20 protein-coding genes are annotated in these 16,884 nt (G+C 44.0%); 11 read left to right on the forward strand and 9 right to left on the reverse strand.

Annotation, left to right across the window (positions count from 1 at the left end):
* Window positions 1-51: 51 nt before the first annotated feature.
* The gene (locus RF007C_RS00785) at window positions 52-288 is read left to right on the forward strand and encodes a hypothetical protein (protein ID WP_037296462.1); all 237 of its coding nucleotides are present in this window, start codon (window positions 52-54) and stop codon (window positions 286-288) included.
* 58 nt (window positions 289-346) lie between these two features.
* Here the strand turns inward: RF007C_RS00785 and RF007C_RS00790 are convergent, their stop codons facing one another.
* A complete protein-coding gene (locus RF007C_RS00790) occupies window positions 347-1,012 on the reverse strand; it encodes a Crp/Fnr family transcriptional regulator (protein ID WP_037296463.1) in 666 nt (221 codons plus the stop codon).
* Between the two features lie 86 nt (window positions 1,013-1,098).
* Between RF007C_RS00790 and RF007C_RS00795 the strand changes: the two genes are divergently transcribed.
* From RF007C_RS00795 to RF007C_RS00805, 3 genes are read left to right on the forward strand one after another with little or no spacing between them, the layout of a single operon-like run.
* Entirely contained in the window at window positions 1,099-1,794 is a 696-nt protein-coding gene (locus RF007C_RS00795) for an ATP-binding protein (RefSeq protein WP_037296464.1), read from the forward strand.
* Between the two features lie 14 nt (window positions 1,795-1,808).
* Window positions 1,809-3,437: a hydroxylamine reductase gene (hcp, locus tag RF007C_RS00800; protein WP_037296465.1), complete on the forward strand. Its 1,629-nt coding sequence runs from the start codon at window positions 1,809-1,811 to the stop codon at window positions 3,435-3,437.
* A 55-nt stretch (window positions 3,438-3,492) separates the two neighbouring features.
* On the forward strand, window positions 3,493-3,855 hold the full coding sequence (locus RF007C_RS00805) for a hypothetical protein (RefSeq protein WP_051456455.1): 363 nt from the start codon (window positions 3,493-3,495) through the stop codon (window positions 3,853-3,855).
* A gap of 63 nt (window positions 3,856-3,918) precedes the next feature.
* On the opposite strand, the gene RF007C_RS00810 is transcribed toward RF007C_RS00805, so the two are convergent.
* The 3 genes from RF007C_RS00810 to RF007C_RS00820 are packed head-to-tail and all read right to left on the reverse strand — an operon-like array spanning window position 3,919 to window position 5,935.
* On the reverse strand, window positions 3,919-4,830 hold the full coding sequence (locus RF007C_RS00810) for a radical SAM mobile pair protein B (protein ID WP_037296466.1): 912 nt from the start codon (window positions 4,828-4,830) through the stop codon (window positions 3,919-3,921).
* A complete protein-coding gene (locus RF007C_RS00815) occupies window positions 4,818-5,507 on the reverse strand; it encodes a radical SAM mobile pair protein A (protein WP_037296467.1) in 690 nt (229 codons plus the stop codon). Before RF007C_RS00815 ends, RF007C_RS00810 begins: the two co-directional genes overlap by 13 nt.
* On the reverse strand, window positions 5,504-5,935 hold the full coding sequence (locus RF007C_RS00820) for a radical SAM mobile pair system MarR family transcriptional regulator (RefSeq protein ID WP_037296468.1): 432 nt from the start codon (window positions 5,933-5,935) through the stop codon (window positions 5,504-5,506). Before RF007C_RS00820 ends, RF007C_RS00815 begins: the two co-directional genes overlap by 4 nt.
* Before the next feature lie 834 nt (window positions 5,936-6,769).
* Here RF007C_RS00820 and RF007C_RS00830 point away from each other — a divergent pair.
* The 7 genes from RF007C_RS00830 to RF007C_RS00860 all read left to right on the forward strand — a co-directional run bounded on the left by RF007C_RS00830 (window position 6,770) and on the right by RF007C_RS00860 (window position 12,769).
* Complete coding sequence (locus tag RF007C_RS00830) at window positions 6,770-6,961, forward strand: hypothetical protein (protein WP_037296470.1); 192 nt, start codon at window positions 6,770-6,772, stop codon at window positions 6,959-6,961.
* Between the two features lie 389 nt (window positions 6,962-7,350).
* Window positions 7,351-7,881 (forward strand): biotin transporter BioY, encoded by a 531-nt coding sequence (locus tag RF007C_RS00835; protein WP_037296562.1) that lies wholly within the window; start codon window positions 7,351-7,353, stop codon window positions 7,879-7,881.
* A 5-nt stretch (window positions 7,882-7,886) separates the two neighbouring features.
* Entirely contained in the window at window positions 7,887-8,855 is a 969-nt protein-coding gene (bioB, locus tag RF007C_RS00840) for a biotin synthase BioB (RefSeq protein WP_193385743.1), read from the forward strand.
* The gene (bioD, locus tag RF007C_RS00845) at window positions 8,848-9,546 is read left to right on the forward strand and encodes a dethiobiotin synthase (RefSeq protein ID WP_037296472.1); all 699 of its coding nucleotides are present in this window, start codon (window positions 8,848-8,850) and stop codon (window positions 9,544-9,546) included. The genes bioB and bioD overlap by 8 nt, the downstream gene beginning before the upstream one ends.
* Window positions 9,543-10,742 (forward strand): adenosylmethionine--8-amino-7-oxononanoate transaminase, encoded by a 1,200-nt coding sequence (gene bioA / locus RF007C_RS00850; RefSeq protein WP_037296473.1) that lies wholly within the window; start codon window positions 9,543-9,545, stop codon window positions 10,740-10,742. The genes bioD and bioA overlap by 4 nt, the downstream gene beginning before the upstream one ends.
* Window positions 10,743-11,376: 634 nt before the next feature.
* Window positions 11,377-11,820 (forward strand): Hsp20/alpha crystallin family protein, encoded by a 444-nt coding sequence (locus RF007C_RS00855; protein ID WP_019679684.1) that lies wholly within the window; start codon window positions 11,377-11,379, stop codon window positions 11,818-11,820.
* Window positions 11,821-12,001: 181 nt separating this feature from the next.
* Window positions 12,002-12,769, forward strand: a complete 768-nt coding sequence (locus tag RF007C_RS00860; protein ID WP_037296474.1) for a hypothetical protein — start codon at window positions 12,002-12,004, stop codon at window positions 12,767-12,769.
* Between the two features lie 45 nt (window positions 12,770-12,814).
* Here the strand turns inward: RF007C_RS00860 and RF007C_RS00865 are convergent, their stop codons facing one another.
* From RF007C_RS00865 to RF007C_RS00890, 5 genes are all read right to left on the reverse strand, one after another.
* On the reverse strand, window positions 12,815-13,057 hold the full coding sequence (locus tag RF007C_RS00865; RefSeq protein ID WP_037296475.1) for a hypothetical protein: 243 nt from the start codon (window positions 13,055-13,057) through the stop codon (window positions 12,815-12,817).
* Between the two features lie 251 nt (window positions 13,058-13,308).
* Window positions 13,309-14,367, reverse strand: coding sequence for a hypothetical protein (locus RF007C_RS00870; protein ID WP_037296476.1), 1,059 nt, complete (start codon window positions 14,365-14,367; stop codon window positions 13,309-13,311).
* Window positions 14,364-14,807 (reverse strand): helix-turn-helix domain-containing protein, encoded by a 444-nt coding sequence (locus RF007C_RS16155; RefSeq protein ID WP_051456456.1) that lies wholly within the window; start codon window positions 14,805-14,807, stop codon window positions 14,364-14,366. The genes RF007C_RS00870 and RF007C_RS16155 overlap by 4 nt, the downstream gene beginning before the upstream one ends.
* A gap of 527 nt (window positions 14,808-15,334) precedes the next feature.
* Window positions 15,335-15,907, reverse strand: coding sequence for a recombinase family protein (locus RF007C_RS00885; RefSeq protein ID WP_037296478.1), 573 nt, complete (start codon window positions 15,905-15,907; stop codon window positions 15,335-15,337).
* On the reverse strand, window positions 15,907-16,884 hold the full coding sequence (locus RF007C_RS00890) for a class II glutamine amidotransferase (protein WP_037296479.1): 978 nt from the start codon (window positions 16,882-16,884) through the stop codon (window positions 15,907-15,909). The genes RF007C_RS00885 and RF007C_RS00890 overlap by 1 nt, the downstream gene beginning before the upstream one ends.

Here is a 16,884-nt window from a genome sequence, read left to right on the forward strand (position 1 = left end):
TCGATCATCATACAGTGATTGGGAGGTTTTTGTCTTAGGTATGACGACCTTGTGGAAGAAATACTTCTGCTGCGTGAACAGCAGGAGCAGAATACTATGGACGAAGCTGCCAAAGCTGAGCACCGGGACCGTATACAGGCGCTTTGCAGCTTCATTAATTCCCAGCCGCGCACCAGCACGAAGTTTGATGGGACGCTGGTGAGAAAGCTGCTGAAGGACGTAAAGGTATGCGATGTCTTTATCGAGTTTCGTTTTAAGTCAGGGACGTCGGTTATTATTGAGAAGTGAAAAGATATGATGAGCCCCGTATCACTGATTGATACGGGGCGTTTTTTAGTAGATGAAATCATCCTGGAAGATAGGTAACAGTTATGATCTCAAAATGATTCTTTCTGCACCGTATCAGTCCGTCTCTCTGCATTTTACTGAGTTCATTGGAAAGCACAGACCGTTCCACATTGAGGTAGTCTGCAAGCTGCTGACGGTCAAAGGGTATATCAAACTCACGGGAATGCTTTTGAACCGATACGGTGTTCAGATACGCCATGATACGTCCACGCACCTGTCTCGGAGCAGTATGAAAGCTCCGGCTCGATAGGTGCAGATTTTTTCTTGTGGTGATAGTGAGAAGATTTGCAAGAAGTCTCGCCCTTATCGTATCGTTGAGGTCAGCGAGCGACTTCATGCTCAGAAACACGATACTGCAATCCTCGGCAGCACATACATCAACAAGCATCGGCACATCGGGCAGGAGTGCATAGCTTTCTGTAAAGAACTGTCCCTTACCTACAAGGTTGAGTATCGTGCGGTTTCCCCACATATCATTGCTTTCAATAGTAACGCCGCCTGCCGTGACAAAGCATAGCTTATCGGTGATCTCTCCCGATGAAAATATCATCTCACCTTTATTGTATTTCTTTTCGGTTGCATTAAGGGCTTTCAGAAGCTCAGATATTTCGGTATCATCAAAGCCCTTGAACAGTATCGAATTATGCAAAACTGAAATATCCATATTTTTCTCCCCAAATGTTGTAATTACAACATACTTTCTCCTTTGATTATACTATAATGGATACAGAAAGTCAAGGAGGTATTGCTATGATACGGAAAATAATTGAAATAGACGAAGAAAAATGCAACGGCTGCGGTCTGTGTGCTAAGGCTTGCCATGAGGGAGCGATCGCTATTGTGAACGGCAAGGCTAAGCTCATGCGTGACGATTTCTGCGACGGCTTCGGTGACTGTCTCCCTGCTTGTCCCATGGACGCTATCCACTTCACCGAGCGTGAAGCGGCGGCTTATGACGAAAAGGCGGTACAGGCAAACAAGCAGAAAAAGTCCGCTTGCAGCGGTTTCACTTGTCCGGGTTCTGCATTGCAGAGCTTTACGCCAAAAGAAGATGACAGCGATGTTCGTGTTCCAGGCTGTCTGCGACAGTTCCCGATACAGATAAAGCTCCTGCCCACAAATGCACCTTATTTCAACGGTGCTGATCTGCTTATCGCTGCCGATTGCACAGCTTACGCCTACGGGAACTTCCACCATGATTTTATCCGTGGGAAGATTACGCTCATCGGCTGTCCGAAGCTCGATGCCGTTGATTACGCTGAAAAGCTGACAGAGATATTCAGAAATAACGATATAAAGAGCATCACTCTCACAAGAATGACCGTACCATGCTGTGGAGGTATGGAGTATGCGATAAAACGTGCGATAGAAGCAAGCGGTAAGGATATTCCGCTTGAAGTTGCAGTTATTTCGCCGGACGGCAGTATCGTTGAGATAAGAAAATAATGGAGGGATATATCATGGAACAGAAAATGTTTTGCTATCAGTGTCAGGAAACAGCAGGCTGTAAGGGTTGTACCGCTTGCGGTGTCTGCGGTAAACAGCCTGAAGTCGCAGTAATGCAGGACTTGCTTGTGTACGTTACAAAGGGATTGTCTGCGGTGACAACTCAGCTCCGTGCAGAGGGAAAGACTGTCGATAAGACTGTTAATCATCTTATCAGCGTGAACCTGTTTATCACGATCACCAATGCAAATTTCGATCTCGACAGCATTACCACTAAGGTTACTGAAACACTTGCAGTCAAAGAAGAATTGCTCGGACAGGTGCAGAATAAAGAATCTCTCCCCGAAGCAGCTCTTTGGAACGGTTCGGACTATACCGAGAAAGCAAAGACTGTCGGCGTACTTGCAACAGAGAATGAGGATATACGCTCTCTGCGTGAGCTGATAACCTACGGTCTGAAAGGACTTGCGGCATATACAAAACACGCAAACGCTCTGCTGAATGATGATGAGGAGCTTGATGCTTTCTTACAGTCGGCTCTTGCTAAAACACTTGATGACAGTCTGTCGGTCGATGACCTTGTGGCTCTCACGCTGGAAGTCGGCAAGTACGGCGTTCAGGGTATGGCTGACCTTGATGCTGCAAATACTACAGCATACGGCAATCCTGAGATCACGACAGTTGATATCGGTGTCCGCAAAAATCCTGCGATACTGATCTCAGGTCACGATCTGAAAGACCTTGAAATGCTCCTTGAGCAGACAAAGGATACGGGAGTTGATGTTTATACGCACTCGGAAATGCTACCTGCGCATTATTATCCGTTCTTCAAAAAGTATCCGCATTTCGCAGGAAACTACGGCAATGCGTGGTGGAAGCAGAAAGAGGAATTTGAGAGCTTTAACGGTCCGGTGCTGATGACCACAAACTGCATCGTTCCGCCGAAAGACAGCTACAAGGACAGACTTTGGACAACAGGTGCCGCAGGTTATCCGGGCTGTAAGCATATTGACGCACCTTACGGCGAAGCAAAGGACTTTTCAGCGATCATCGAACAGGCAAAGAAATGTCCTCCGCCTACCGAGATCGAAACCGGCTCTATTATCGGTGGCTTTGCCCATGAACAGGTATTCGCACTTGCCGATACAGTTGTAGAAGCTGTAAAATCGGGGGCTATCCGCAAATTCGTAGTCATGGCAGGCTGTGACGGCAGAGCGAAGTCCAGAAGCTACTATCAGGAATTTGCTGAAAAACTGCCTAAAGACACGGTGATCCTTACCGCAGGCTGTGCGAAGTACAAGTATAACAAGCTCGACTTAGGCGACATCGGCGGTATTCCGAGAGTTCTCGATGCAGGACAGTGCAATGATTCTTATTCTTTGGCGCTTATCGCTCTGAAGCTGAAAGAGGTATTCGGGCTTAACGATGTGAATGATCTGCCTATCGTTTACAATATCTCATGGTATGAGCAGAAAGCAGTCATCGTTCTTCTTGCTCTGCTGTATCTTGGAGTGAAGAATATTCACCTCGGACCGACTCTGCCAGCGTTCCTGTCTCCGAATATGGCAAAGGTTCTTGTAGACAGTTTCGGCATTGCGGGTATTACGAATGTTGACGATGATATGAGGATATTCGGCTTATGAGAAGAAAAGACCGTGAAGTGACCGATCTCAGCGAGATCATGAAAAACTGCGATGTATGCAGACTGGCTCTGAATCCGAGCTGGAAGCGGAAATCAACATCGCTGCCGAGCTCATCGAAGACTGCATCAATGAAAACGCACATGTCGCCCTCGACCAGACGGAATACCAGAAACGCTACGATGCGCTGGTCGCCCGGTTCGACAAGGCCAAGGGCAGACAGACCGAAGTCACCGATCTGATTGCCGAGCGGAAAGCCCGCAAACATCAGATCGAATCCTACCTGAAAGAGCTACGGAGCCGGGAGCCGCTGACGGAGTTCCGGGAAACAGACTGGCTGGCGATGGTGGACTACATCACCGTTCACAGCAAGGACGACATCCGGGTGACCTTCAAGGACGGCACCGAGATCAAAGCATAACCCAACAGACGCAGCAACGCCTCTGAACCACATCGGCTCGGAGGCGTTTCTACGTTATATTTCTTATTTATTTCGTTTTCCAGTATTATCCGACCCTCTGATCTCTTCGTGGTAGAAATAATCCACTATTACTGGATGCCCCTGCGGAACCCTGCCATATGGCATTTCATTATCCACGAACGGACAGTCATATGTCTTTGCCATTTCTTCCGCTTTTTTCTCCAAAGCTTCAAAGTAGCTGCGATTATGCTTGTTGTATATCTCATCATAAAGTGGCAAAAGATCAGGACGCTTTTCGGCAATATAATCCATAATTGTCTTCTTGAAGCCGCCTCGCAGATTCAGATTCTCAAGCCAGAACAAATCGCATTGATTATGCACACGCTCAAAAATGGCTTCCAAGTCTGTGATGCCGGGAAATACGGGAGATACGAAACAGACTGTGCGGATACCTGCATCGTATATCTTTTTCATGGCGGCAATTCTGCGTTCAATACTGACTGCGGCATCCATTTCGTTTTTGAAATTCTCATCAAGCGTATTTATCGACCACGAAACGGTAACCTGTCCCAGCTTTTTCAGCAGGTCAATGTCACGCACTACCAGATCGGACTTCGTGCAGATCAGGATATCCGCACCGCTGCCGATAAGCTGCTCCAACAGCTTTCTTGTATTGCCAAACCGCTCCTCTTGCGGATTGTATCCGTCAGTGACCGAGCCGATTACCACTCGCTGACCGGAATACTTCTTCGGATTTTTTATTTCAGGCCAACGCTTAACATCGAGAAAGGTTCCCCATTCTTCAGTATGTCCAGTAAAGCGTTTCATAAAGGAAGCATAGCAGTACTTACAGGCATGGGTACATCCCACGTAGGGATTCACAGAATATCCACCCACGGGCAGACTGGATTTTGTCATGATATTTTTTGTTTCGACCTCACCGATGAGAACGCCGTCCATATTTATCTGTGCCATGCTCTTTGTTCCTCCAATACCTTATTAAAAGACTCCGGCAGCTCCTGAATCATATTTTCATCCCCAATGATAGGTTCAAGATCTTCCTTCATAAAAACGGGAATTCCGGCTTCGTGTGCCTGATCCGTAAGTGACCATGCCCATTCCGGCTCGGTACGCACCTTCTTGCTTTGCGCTCCGGTCATGGTACCGACTACGAGCCAATCAATGCAGGAAAGGTCTACTTCACCGGGATCATCAAACAGCGGTTCAAATGTCACATGATAATGCTTTGCCCGGATATTCTTCCGAAGAGCATCGATTCTCCATAGTTCTGACTTTCTCGTTACCGTCACTCCGAACCACGCATTATCAAGGTCTGTATCAAAACTCAACAAATCAGGTCGCTTGCTCAGAAAGAGAAACTGGTGCTGTGGGTTTTCACGTATCTTCGCAAACACCTCGTTCCGCCAATCATCCTGCCAACCGGCAAGATCGCTCATACCGGTTAGCAGAAAATTCTGCGGACGCTTTTTTTCCATCATTTTGAGCTTCCCCGGAAAAAACTCCGGTTTGGCAAAATCATCGATCATATGCCAGCGTTTCACGTTGTTACGGGCGTAGCAGTATTGACAGCCAACAGTACAGCCGATGACCAGATTCATGTTCTGTATCTGATCCTTTATACAAATGCTCATTCTTCACGCCACCCTTCAAGATTTTTTTGAATGCGTTCGAGATATGACTCAAACTGCACAATCTCGTTTTCCGAAAAGCCTTTATAATAGATCCTGCCCATTCCGGCAGAGACATCGTCATAATCAACTTTTAATTTATGTGCTTTTTCAGTAAGATAGAGAAGTGTTTTTCGCTTATCCTGCTGATCCTGTTCACGGCGGATAAGGCCGCTTTTCTCCATTCTTTCAAGCATGGTAGTAAGCGATGTGATGGCAAGGCCGCATTTTTCCGACACGGTTTTGATTGGCACACCGTCCTCCTGCCATAGCGCATAAAGAATACGTCCCTGTGCGCCATTGAAGGCATCGATGCCTTTTTTTAATAAAACCCGCTCGAATATCCTGTCCCCAAGCTGTTTTATTTTCGTTACCAAAAATCCACCATTCATCACAGATACTCCTATATCGTAGTTTCTATAATTCTACCATATAGGAGCGTTTTTGTCAATGGATAAACTATGAACACTCTTCCAGATAAATGAATAATATGTATCACCGAAACAGAGAAACACCTCTGAACCACATCGTCTCGGAGGCGTTTTTTATTTTATAAGAATATCATTCATGAGTGACCGTGCAAGATTTATGAAGCAAGTTTTTAATATTGATAACTATAGCGATGTTGATCTGTTCTGTTGTGTTGTTGCAAAACATAACATACGCACTCAAAATAAGCATGAGATAGTCGAGCAGAGTATCTGCATTGATGGGGATATTCGTGATGTACTGAATAAGCTAGTGTAAGATAAAATCCACCACATCATTGGATAACTAATATCCTTTGATGTGGTGGATTATTTTGTAATGGTTTCTATGACAACATTTCTAAGCACTCAACCCTATCCCTCAATCGCAATTTTTGATTAGCACGATTTTTCTCTATTTTTCGGACTTTTTAACGAGTGACAGCATTTCTGCACACTTAAAAGTTACAAACAGCAGTTTTAAGCACAAAAAATCGAGTGCTTAAAAAGACTGTTTATATCGCGAGTGCGCCGAAATGCTGTCTGTATCTCTTTAGGTTATATTACGTGTTCCCACATACAGAAAATGAGTGCTTATTTTGGTTGTTTACTGAACTGCAAAATGCCAATTATCCGCGATAAATCGGCATTTTATGATTCCTGCCGTGACATCAAAACTACGCACTCAACGTGTGAACCTTAGCCTATTATTTTTGACATTTTAAACTTCTACTGCTTGAACTGCAGGAACAGACCGTCATGGACGATGCCGCCAAAGCTGCGCACCGGGAGCGTATTCAGGAACTGCTGCATTTCATCAATTCTCAGCCGCGCACCATCACGGAGTTTGATGAGGCGCTGGTGAAGAAGCTGCTGGAAAGCGTCAATGTCTGCGAGTCCTTTCTGGAATTCCGGTTCAAGTCGGGCGTGACAATCAGCATTGAAAAGTGAACAGAGATAAGAAATCCCCGCATGAATTTCAATCAGATTAATACTATTCCCCTCAATTATTCTACACTAATTTTATAAACGGCTATAAATAGGCAAAAACGTTGCATTGCAAAAAAACGAATCTCTCTGTCGCTTTTTAAAAAGAAGCCAGTAGGAAACAATTTTAAATGCATTTTTGCAAGCGTATATCCCATTATCAGGTTATAACCTATTGGAACTGAATATCTGAACAGCCTTCAGTAATTCTGAGGGCTGTTCTATTTAGGGTGAATTGTTTCACTTTTATTGTCAACCTTTATAAAAATAATGGTTGACATTAGAGCTGCGCAGTGCTATAATATTGAACGGAGGAAGTGATTGACATTAACAACATAAACAAAACAAAAAGTATGGTTCTGACAGCAATGTTTACTGCTCTGATAACAGCAGGCGCATATATTCGTATCCCTGTCCCTGTTTGCCCGTTCACATTGCAGTTTCTGTTCACAACTCTTGCAGGGATCATTCTTGGAAAAAACAAAGGTGCTGCGGCAACAGCTCTGTATGTTATTCTTGGGCTTGCAGGACTGCCTGTTTTTACAGGCGGAGGCGGTATAGGTTATGTGTTGCAGCCGACATTCGGCTATCTTATTGGTTTTATTGCAGGCTCATATATTACCGGATGTATTGCTCACAGCGGAAAACCTGATACAAAACACATCCTGATCGGCTGTTTTACAGGACTTGCAGTTGTTTATGCACTTGGAATGCTATATTATTATATGATAAGTGCAGTATACCTGCGTGACCCTATCGGTATCGGCGCTTTGTTCCTGTACTGCTTTGTGCTTGCAGTACCAGGAGATATTGCACTCTGCTTATTATCTACTACTTTAGCAAAACGGCTTATGCCTGTAATCTATGCGAAAGGAACAATATAATGGATATCAAGAATATGACCGAACAGATAATCAACGGCAGAAGGCTGACGAAAAATGATGATCTGAGTTTTCTGCTGAACACTGAATTAGACGTGCTTACAGAATGTGCAGATAAACTGCGTAAACATTTCAGCGGTGGCACAGCCAATCTTTGCAGTATCATCAATGGCAGAAGCGGTCGATGCTCCGAGGACTGCAAGTTCTGTGCACAATCCGCCCATCACTGTACGGGTATCGAAGAATATGCTTTTCTTGATAAGCATCAGATCGTAACTGAATGTAATCATAACGAAAAACAGGGCGTACACCGCTTTGCGATAGTTACCGCAGGGCGCAGACTGAACGGTGATGAGTTTGAAAAGGCCCTTGACACATACCGTACCCTTTCATGTGAAAACCATGTTGGTTTATGTGCTTCATTCGGTCTTCTGGAAGAAGAAAAGTTTTCTGATCTTCGCCGTGCAGGAGTTACAAGGTATCATGCGAATATAGAGACTTCGAAAGTAAATTTCAAAAACATCTGCACAACACATACTTTTGAGGATAAGCTCGAATGCATACGCAGAGCGAAGGCGGCAGGACTTGAAATATGTTCGGGTGGTATCATAGGTATGGGCGAAAGCTGGCAGGATCGTATCGACATGGCTCTGACACTCAGCGAGCTTGGCGTAAGTTCGATACCGATAAATGCTCTTATCCCCATTAAAGGCACACCTCTCGAAAACAATGAACGTATCACCGAGTCTGATATTCTGCGGACTGTTGCGATATTCCGCTTTATCGTTCCCGAAGCCGATATCCGCCTTGCCGCAGGACGAAACCTTATGACAAACTGTGGTGAACGTGCTTTCCTTTCGGGTGCAAATTCGGCTATCACAGGAGATATGCTGACGACATCGGGCAATCGTATCCGTGAAGATATTGCTATGCTGAACCGGATCGGCTATTCTACGGGGAGGGATATCAATGCATAAAGGAATATTTGTTACAGGCACGGGGACGGATATTGGAAAAACCTTTATCACAGCACTGCTTGTCAGGAAGCTCCATGATGCGGGCTGTGCCACTGCCTATTTCAAAGCGGCAGTCAGCGGAAACGAACGTGATGAAAACGGCAGACTGATACCGGGTGACGCTGTCTATGTAAAGAAAATTTCAGGAATATCGCAGCCTCTTGATACAATGTGTCCTTATATTTATGAAACAGCTGTCTCACCTCATCTCGCTTCAAGGATAGAGGGTGATCCTGTGGAAATCAGTACGGTCAGGGAACAGTTCCAAAAGATCTGCGATGAATATGAATACGTTATCTGCGAAGGAAGCGGCGGTATCGTGTGTCCCATACGCTGCGATGATAAAAAGATCATGCTTGAGGATATTATCAAAGCTCTCGGACTTCCCACGATCATAGTGGCAGATGCAGGACTTGGAACGATCAACAGCGTGGTTCTTACCTGTGAATACATGAAGGCTCACGGTCTGGAGATACGGGGATTGATACTGAACAACTTTCACAAGGGCGATGTAATGGAAGAGGATAACAAGCTGATGTGTGAAAAACTCACAGGGCTGCCTGTTATTGCCTGTGTCGGTGAGAATGATACTGATATTGACATTTCAGAAGACGCACTGAAAAGAATTTGTGACAAAGGAGAGAAAATATGATCTGGTATCCATACACTCAGATGAAAACACTTGATGCGCCCATAAAAATATCCCATGCAAAGGGCGTTCATCTTTATACAGAGGACGGTCAAGACATGATAGACTCGGTATCTTCGTGGTGGAGTGTTATTCATGGCTACAATCACCCTGAGATCAATGCCGCTATCAGCGGTCAGCTTGAAAAATTTGCACACATTATGCTTGGCGGAATGACACATGAACCTGTTCAGAAGCTCTCTGACAAACTGGCACAATGGCTGCCTGGGGATCTGGACTACTGCTTTTTCTCAGACTCAGGCAGCGTTGCTGTGGAAGTTGCGTTAAAAATGGCATTACAGTTCAACACAAACCGAGGTTCTGACCGGGATATGATACTTTCGCTTGAACACGCCTATCACGGAGATACCTTCAAGGCTATGGAAGTCGGTGATGATGAGGACTATCACTTTGCGTTCGGCGTTAACAGCGAGAAAAAGCGTGGTGTTGTCCATATACCTACAGAGATACCCGCACTTGAAAAGGCATTTGAAGAATACGGAGAACGCCTGACCTGTTTTATCGTTGAACCGCTGCTTCAGGGTGCAGGCGGAATGCGTATGTATGATGTCTACTTTCTTGAAAGAGCAAGGCAGTTATGCGATCAATATGATGTATTGCTGATCTTTGATGAAGTCGCAACAGGCTTCGGACGTACAGGAAATCGCTTTGTGGCTGATCTTGTTCTGCCTGATATACTTGTTCTTGGAAAGGCTCTGACGGGCGGATATATAGGTCATGCAGTTACAGTAGCAAACCGCAGAGTATGGGAGGGATTTATGAGCGAAGATCCTACTCATGCTTTCATGCATGGGCCGACATTTATGGGGAATGCTCTTGCCTGCTGTGCGGCTTTAAAATCCATAGAGCTGTTTGAACGAGAGGATTACATTTCAAAAATACGTCGTATAGAGGAGATCACCCGCCGTGAAATGTTGGGATTTACCGACCCTCGCATAAAAGAGATACGCATCATGGGCGGCTGTGTCTGCATAGAGGTATATGACGCAAAAGTGCTTGAAGGATTCAAGAAGTTCGCATACGAACACGGAGTATTCAGCAGAACTTTCCTGAAATATATGTATGCTATGGTTCCTTATGTAATAAGCGAATCCGAGCTTATTCAGATACTTGACACCATGAAAATGTGGTTCAGGTGAACATCGTATTGTCAGCTTTTTTGATATACTCCATAGTATTCCCCGCAATTATTCTACACGAAAAATTTTAAATGCATTTTTGCGGTCGCATGTGAAGAAAAACAGTTGTTTTTCAAACGCTTTCATGCGGAATGCACACGACTAAAAGGCAGTATAACGATAAGAAAAGAAGCCAGCTCCCTCACGGGAGCTGGTGTTCTTATAAGTAATAAATCTATAGTTTCCACTTTTACTATCTGGAGTTCCGATTCAAATCGGCGTGATGATCAGTATTGAAAAGTGAATAGATAGAGCGAACCCCGCATCACTGGTTTCAATGGAGCGGGGCTGTTTTTATTCTTCCTCGACCATAACGGTCATTCTGTGATCTTTTGTGCCTTATGGTAGTTTACTTCGTCAATGATTTTCTGCTGTTCCATAGCATACCTCCTGAAAAGCTAATGTGACATTTCTGTCAAAAATTTGAAACCTGTGTGAAAATTAGCACTCTCCCCTTGACAGTGCTAATTCAGAGTGCTATAATATAATCAGAACAAAGGAACAGAGAAGCACCAAAGGATCCGGGTGCTGAACCCTCCGTCCCCTTGCTCGAAGCAATGGAAACAATGTGACGAGTAAAAAGGAGGACTGACCTATGTTGTATCCTAGCATTTTCGGTGAAAACTTATTCGATGATTTCTTCAGATTCCCTGACTTCGGCAGAGACGTGGAGAAGAAGCTGTACGGCAAGCACGCTGCGCAGGTTATGAAGACGGATGTCCATGAGCATGACGACCACTATGAGATCGTTATCGATTTGCCGGGCTTCAAGAAAGACCAGATCAATCTTGAGCTTCAGAACGGTTATCTGACTGTCAGTGCCGCAAAGGGTCTTGACAAGGACGAAAAGACTAAGAAGGGCAAGCTGATCCGTCAGGAGCGTTACGCCGGTGCAATGCAGAGAAGCTTCTATATCGGTGATACTGTTACCGAAGCCGATGTGAAGGCAAAGTTTGAGGATGGTGTTCTGAACATCTGCGTTCCGAAGGCAGAGCCTAAGAAGCTGGAGAATCACAAGTATATTGCAATTGAGGGATAATACCTCGCTAAGATATGATCCCGAAATAATGCTCCCCGGAGCTGTTCGTTTTGAGCAGCTCCGGGGAGTTTTTGTGCCTGATGGCTATGTGGGCGTAACACATTGACTTTTTCAGGAATGGGATGTATAATATAAGCAGGAGACAATCAAAGTAATATATGAATGGAAAGGGATAAGATAGATGTTGAAAAACTTGTTTAAGGATCGTGATAACACCGAAAATATCATTGTAAAAGCTCCAAATAAGGCGCTTTTAGAGTCCATATATCAGTACAACGACAAGATCGACAGTTTCGAGAAAAACATCAAAAGAGCAGCGCTTCTCTTTGTCATCATCATGGCAGTGATATGGATCGGCGGGGATATTGCCGGAATGAACTCAAATCTTGTGCTGATGTTTGGACTGCTGACTATTTTCGGGTATCCGCTGATATTGGTGTTTGGTGCTATATGGGTGAGCAGACCATCACTGAAAAGGAAATCTGAGGAAATGGCGATGCTGGCAGGCAGTGATATGGATGTGCCTAATGATGCAGTTGAAATTGAAATGCTATTTCCACAGAAAGTTTCGGTTGACTTTTCGCAAAAGAAGAATCTGCTTTTTGATAACAGCCTGCACCTTGTCTACGCAGACGCTGAAGCATTCTATTTTGTGGATGTGACCGGAACTGCAAAAATTCCTTATTCGTTGATTGAACCGTGGGTAGATTCCGAGAACAATGCTAGGATCCGGCATTGGATCCAGAACAGCAAGCCGTCTGCTTATGCGAAAGAGGGTGTAAAAAAGAAAGGAAGACTGATCTCGCTGATACCTTTTGTGGGGAGTTTTATCCCGGATCATTATTTGATTCCATATAAATATACGGTTCTTCACACAAGCAGCGATGATTACCTGGTTTGTATCCCAAGATATGAAATGGAGAAAATTCAAAGTCTATCATCTTTATAAATAGCATTACAATATGTACAGGGGCAGGAAAACCTGCCCTGTTTTTTATAACTTTTTCAACGTTCCCTTATAGCTGCCTTTGCCGATCTGTACAGTCACGGTAACATTGGATTCCTGCACATCGGGGGCAAGTGTGGGAGTCGGTTCAGTCTTACTGAATCCATTCAGCCCCTTACCCTTGATAATGTTCGGGAAATCCTTGTAGCAGATATCCATATCCACATTGCCGTTAACAGCATACGCCTGATTCTCGGAAATGAGAAGTATATGGGCGATGCGCTCCTGCAAAAGACCTACACCGTGGACTGCCTCAGTAAAAAGCGGGTAAAGAACTCCGGCATCGTACCGCAATACGATCTTAAATGGTATATCCGTCTATACTTTGAAAACGAAGAGTCTATTACTATGAACTTCAGCGAACGGAAGATGCACTAAGGACCGACGTCCACACAATATGAGGTCCTCTGAATACAAGCAAGGTACGGAGAGCGTTCTACGTGCCTGTTTCTTGTGTGCAAAAGCTATGGTCAATAGAATAGTTATTCATCACCACCGTACTGATACGTCAGATTGCCATCCTTAAAAGCTAAATCAAATGACCACTCATCAATTCTGTCAGGAGAGAATACGGAAAACTCTTCTCTGGTAAGATACATAATGATACCATTTGCCTCAGTGACAACTTCTGTAGGCAGTTCTCCGTGGATAGATGCTGCAACCTGATTCAAGTAAGCTCCGTATGCTGTATTATAAGCCACAGTTGCTTCATTACTATTCAAAGCCGTAGAAATATCTTGCTCAACTTTTTCACGAAGGAATTCTCCGTTGACAATGTATTTCTCTAAAATGGCTTCGCCATAGAATGCAATACGCTCCTCATATAAGGACTGATACCATTTTTCACCGGTTGGAGTTCCTGTTTTATAAAGCTCCTCTCCATACTTTAACGAATCGCCCTCTTTTAATAATTGCTCCAGTTGATCTGGAAGGATGTGTTCGTTATACATATCGGAGTCATATTCCTCAAGCGTTTTTCCATTGTATATGAAAGTATAATCAACTGCCGGTCTTGCCAGAATCGCAAAAACATCATCCTCCTCTCCGGATTCCAGTGCATTATACAGTCTGTAGCCGACAGAGTTGAATTGATGCCATTTCGTAAAACCTTCATCATCGATCAGGTTTACAGTAGCCATATCTTCTGCCCAGATTACTTTGTGAGTTCTGTTGTCCGCAGTTACACTCTCGCCATTCTCCGTTGCATGAGGAGTACTTGTCTCTGCGTTCGTTGCCTGCTGATTTGTTGCAGATACGGAAGTTGCAGGTTCATCGCTTCTATCTGATGTATTTGACACAGTTGGAATTGTGGAATCAATCTCGTTTTCTGCCGTCAGAACATCTTTTTTCAGAAGTCCACTGTTGAAAACTCCGAAGGTCCCAATTCCAACGAATACAAGGCAAAAAGCAGAAATAACTATTTTATTTTTCATAGTCTTTTCCCTCCTAAAATCAGCCGATATTGTCTTGAAATCATCGGATTCTGCTATGAAATCCTTTTTGATACCTGATAACGCATCCCTCAGATCATTCTTTTTCATGAAATCATCCCCTTAAGATATTTTTTGAATTTCTTCCGTGTTCTCATAAGAACAGTCCTGACGTTGCTTTCTGTAATATTGTAGTTTTCAGCAATCGTGCTAATATCCTCAAGGTAATAATATCGTCTGATAAAAACGCTCCTGTCACGGCTTTTCAGTGTTGACAGAAATTCATTCAGATCTTTCAGTAGATCGTTACTGTCGATGTCTGATAAAAAGCTGTAAAGTTCATTGAGGACTGCATCACTCCTGCTCATGATTTCATCAGGCGAAACCGAAAGAATACCAGCTATCTTTTCGACCATACCATAATCAGGCTGACAGATATCTCTTTCCCACTTGGATACCATTGCTCTGGTTACATAGAGCTTATCAGCAAGCTGTTCCTGCGTTAATCCCGCTTTCGTTCTCAAATCTCCAATCTTCTGACCGGTCAGCATTTTATCACCACCTCTCCCTATACTTATTATAGCCCGATTCTTTGAAAAAGTAAAGAAACCATTTGTGACACTTTGAAGGCAAATATAAACTGCCCCTCATCTCAGGATGCAATCCAGTGACGAGGGGCTTATTTGTACATTTTGACGAATGACAACCAATCTGCACAGTGAGATTAGTGCGCAGATTGGATAACAGAGGGTTCGATACTTCGTAGATTGACTGTATAGGCGAAAACCGCCGTAAAATCGGCGTTTTTAAGCCTTATCCCTTGACATCAATACTACGCACTCAACGTGCAGAGTATTTGGAAACATGTCTATATTCTTATCATATCAGATGTCTAAACTTTTGTCAATAAAAAAGTGCCTTCATACAAAGGGGCATTATTATATTTCAATTGCCCGTAGTCTATTGACATACAAAAAAAGTATGTCATATAAGTTGTTTATTGGCTTTTGGAATATGTCAGAAAAAAACGCCAACCTATTGAAAGAGTTTGAGCCGGCATTTGCCGGCTCACTCCTGTTTATTTAATCTTTCTTTTGTATTCTTTAAGCCTTCGATAGAAGGTATTAGCTTGCAGGCCCATTTCTTTCTGAAACCATACTGCCGTAATAGCGCCAGACTTCCACTGCTCGTACAGTTGACCGAACTTTATCCAGTCGATAGGTAAAGGTTTCCTTCCTTTGTATTTTCCCTGAGCCTTAGCAATAGCAATACCTTCACGCTGACGCTGCAAGGTCTGCTCACGTTCAAGCTCTGATAGTGCTGCAAATATAGACAGGACGAATCTTCCTTGCGGAGTATTGGTGTCTATGTTTTCTTTACTGCTCACGAGTGTTACTTTTTTCTGCTGAAGCACATCAATAATGTTAAGCAAATCTCGTGTGGATCTTCCAAGTCGGCTTATGCTCTCAATGTACAGAGTATCACCCTCACGAACGTATTCCAACATTGCCTTTAGTTCAGGACGGTCAGCGTTCTTGCCGGAAATTTTCTCAGCGAAGACACGCTCTACCTGATACTGCTCCATCAACGCTTCCTGTCTGGCAGTCTCTTGATGTTCCGTAGACACACGGATATATCCTATTCTGCCCATCAGAACACACCACCATAGCAGCTCTCATACAACTCTTCTCCGCACATGTATTTGACGTCTCTGAGAGCTTCTTGGAGCAAGCTATGGTCTGTGAGCATATCCTCAATCTCATCACAAGTATAGCCATAGTCCAGCAAAAGCTCTACATCAGAACTGTCAACACCATAGCAGCCACAATAGGCTAGCAGGATTTCCTCATGCATATTATAATAAGAAGAGTCCTCATAGTCATACCAGCTCATGTACTTAGAGCGATATATCTTAGGTTCATACCGTGAACGTGTGATTTTACCGCTTTTGTCAACGCGGAGTATATCGCCTTCTTCGGTATCAATACGCTTGCTCTCAAACTTGTGCAGTCCAAGCTGCTTAAGAGCTTTCTGCATGATAGTCTCAGTACTTGCGTATATATATAAGCCTATTGTATCGAAGTGGAGCAAGTACATTGGATTACTTCCCTTGACTATATATATTGTATTGTACTGATCGAGCACGGTAAATGTGAAGTTGCCTTCAACTGTCTCCGCCATATACTGAAGGCTGTCAAAGTCGAGCTTTCCCTGTTTTTCTATGAGCTGAACGCCGATGTAACTGTCGGTATCTATATATGTATTTGGTATCACTCCGTCTTTGCGAAGATCTTTATCGTTCCAAAGAACACCATTGTGGGCGAAGGCGAACTCCTTATCGACGTGACCTGCGAAAGGATGATTGTTGAAATTCCTCTTCCTATCGCCCTGAGTAGCTAATCGAGTATGTCCCATAACAGCCTTTGTTTCAGCAGGCGCGTTGAAATGGATCTTATGAGCAGGCTTGGGTCTTTTGAATATAGTGATTTTCCCATCATGAACATAGCTGATGCCAGCTGCATCTGTGCCTCTCTCTTCCGCTGCATTAGCTAGTGCCTGAGTTAATTTTCTCAATACCCTATACGGGACAATATCCTTGTAATCGAGCCAGCCAAATAAAGCGCACAT

Origin of the sequence: Ruminococcus flavefaciens 007c (genome assembly GCF_000571935.1) — a bacterium.
Taxonomy (GTDB): Bacteria; Bacillota; Clostridia; order Oscillospirales; family Ruminococcaceae; genus Ruminococcus; species Ruminococcus flavefaciens_F.

What these genes read in the sequence shown, in the direction of transcription:
- bioA (WP_037296473.1), top strand. Translation starts at nt 9,543, where the DNA reads ATGATCTGGTATCCATACACTCAGATGAAAACACTTGATGCGCCCATA.
- RF007C_RS00870 (WP_037296476.1), bottom strand. Translation starts at nt 14,367, where the DNA reads ATGAAAAAGAATGATCTGAGGGATGCGTTATCAGGTATCAAAAAGGAT.
- RF007C_RS00805 (WP_051456455.1), top strand. Translation starts at nt 3,493, where the DNA reads ATGCAGACTGGCTCTGAATCCGAGCTGGAAGCGGAAATCAACATCGCT.
- RF007C_RS00790 (WP_037296463.1), bottom strand. Translation starts at nt 1,012, where the DNA reads ATGGATATTTCAGTTTTGCATAATTCGATACTGTTCAAGGGCTTTGAT.
- RF007C_RS00810 (WP_037296466.1), bottom strand. Translation starts at nt 4,830, where the DNA reads ATGGCACAGATAAATATGGACGGCGTTCTCATCGGTGAGGTCGAAACA.
- RF007C_RS16155 (WP_051456456.1), bottom strand. Translation starts at nt 14,807, where the DNA reads ATGCTGACCGGTCAGAAGATTGGAGATTTGAGAACGAAAGCGGGATTA.
- RF007C_RS00885 (WP_037296478.1), bottom strand. Translation starts at nt 15,907, where the DNA reads ATGGGCAGAATAGGATATATCCGTGTGTCTACGGAACATCAAGAGACT.
- bioD (WP_037296472.1), top strand. Translation starts at nt 8,848, where the DNA reads ATGCATAAAGGAATATTTGTTACAGGCACGGGGACGGATATTGGAAAA.
- RF007C_RS00860 (WP_037296474.1), top strand. Translation starts at nt 12,002, where the DNA reads ATGTTGAAAAACTTGTTTAAGGATCGTGATAACACCGAAAATATCATT.
- RF007C_RS00815 (WP_037296467.1), bottom strand. Translation starts at nt 5,507, where the DNA reads ATGAGCATTTGTATAAAGGATCAGATACAGAACATGAATCTGGTCATC.
- RF007C_RS00835 (WP_037296562.1), top strand. Translation starts at nt 7,351, where the DNA reads ATGGTTCTGACAGCAATGTTTACTGCTCTGATAACAGCAGGCGCATAT.
- hcp (WP_037296465.1), top strand. Translation starts at nt 1,809, where the DNA reads ATGGAACAGAAAATGTTTTGCTATCAGTGTCAGGAAACAGCAGGCTGT.
- RF007C_RS00820 (WP_037296468.1), bottom strand. Translation starts at nt 5,935, where the DNA reads ATGAATGGTGGATTTTTGGTAACGAAAATAAAACAGCTTGGGGACAGG.
- RF007C_RS00855 (WP_019679684.1), top strand. Translation starts at nt 11,377, where the DNA reads ATGTTGTATCCTAGCATTTTCGGTGAAAACTTATTCGATGATTTCTTC.
- RF007C_RS00890 (WP_037296479.1), bottom strand. Translation starts at nt 16,884, where the DNA reads ATGTGCGCTTTATTTGGCTGGCTCGATTACAAGGATATTGTCCCGTAT.
- RF007C_RS00795 (WP_037296464.1), top strand. Translation starts at nt 1,099, where the DNA reads ATGATACGGAAAATAATTGAAATAGACGAAGAAAAATGCAACGGCTGC.
- RF007C_RS00830 (WP_037296470.1), top strand. Translation starts at nt 6,770, where the DNA reads ATGGACGATGCCGCCAAAGCTGCGCACCGGGAGCGTATTCAGGAACTG.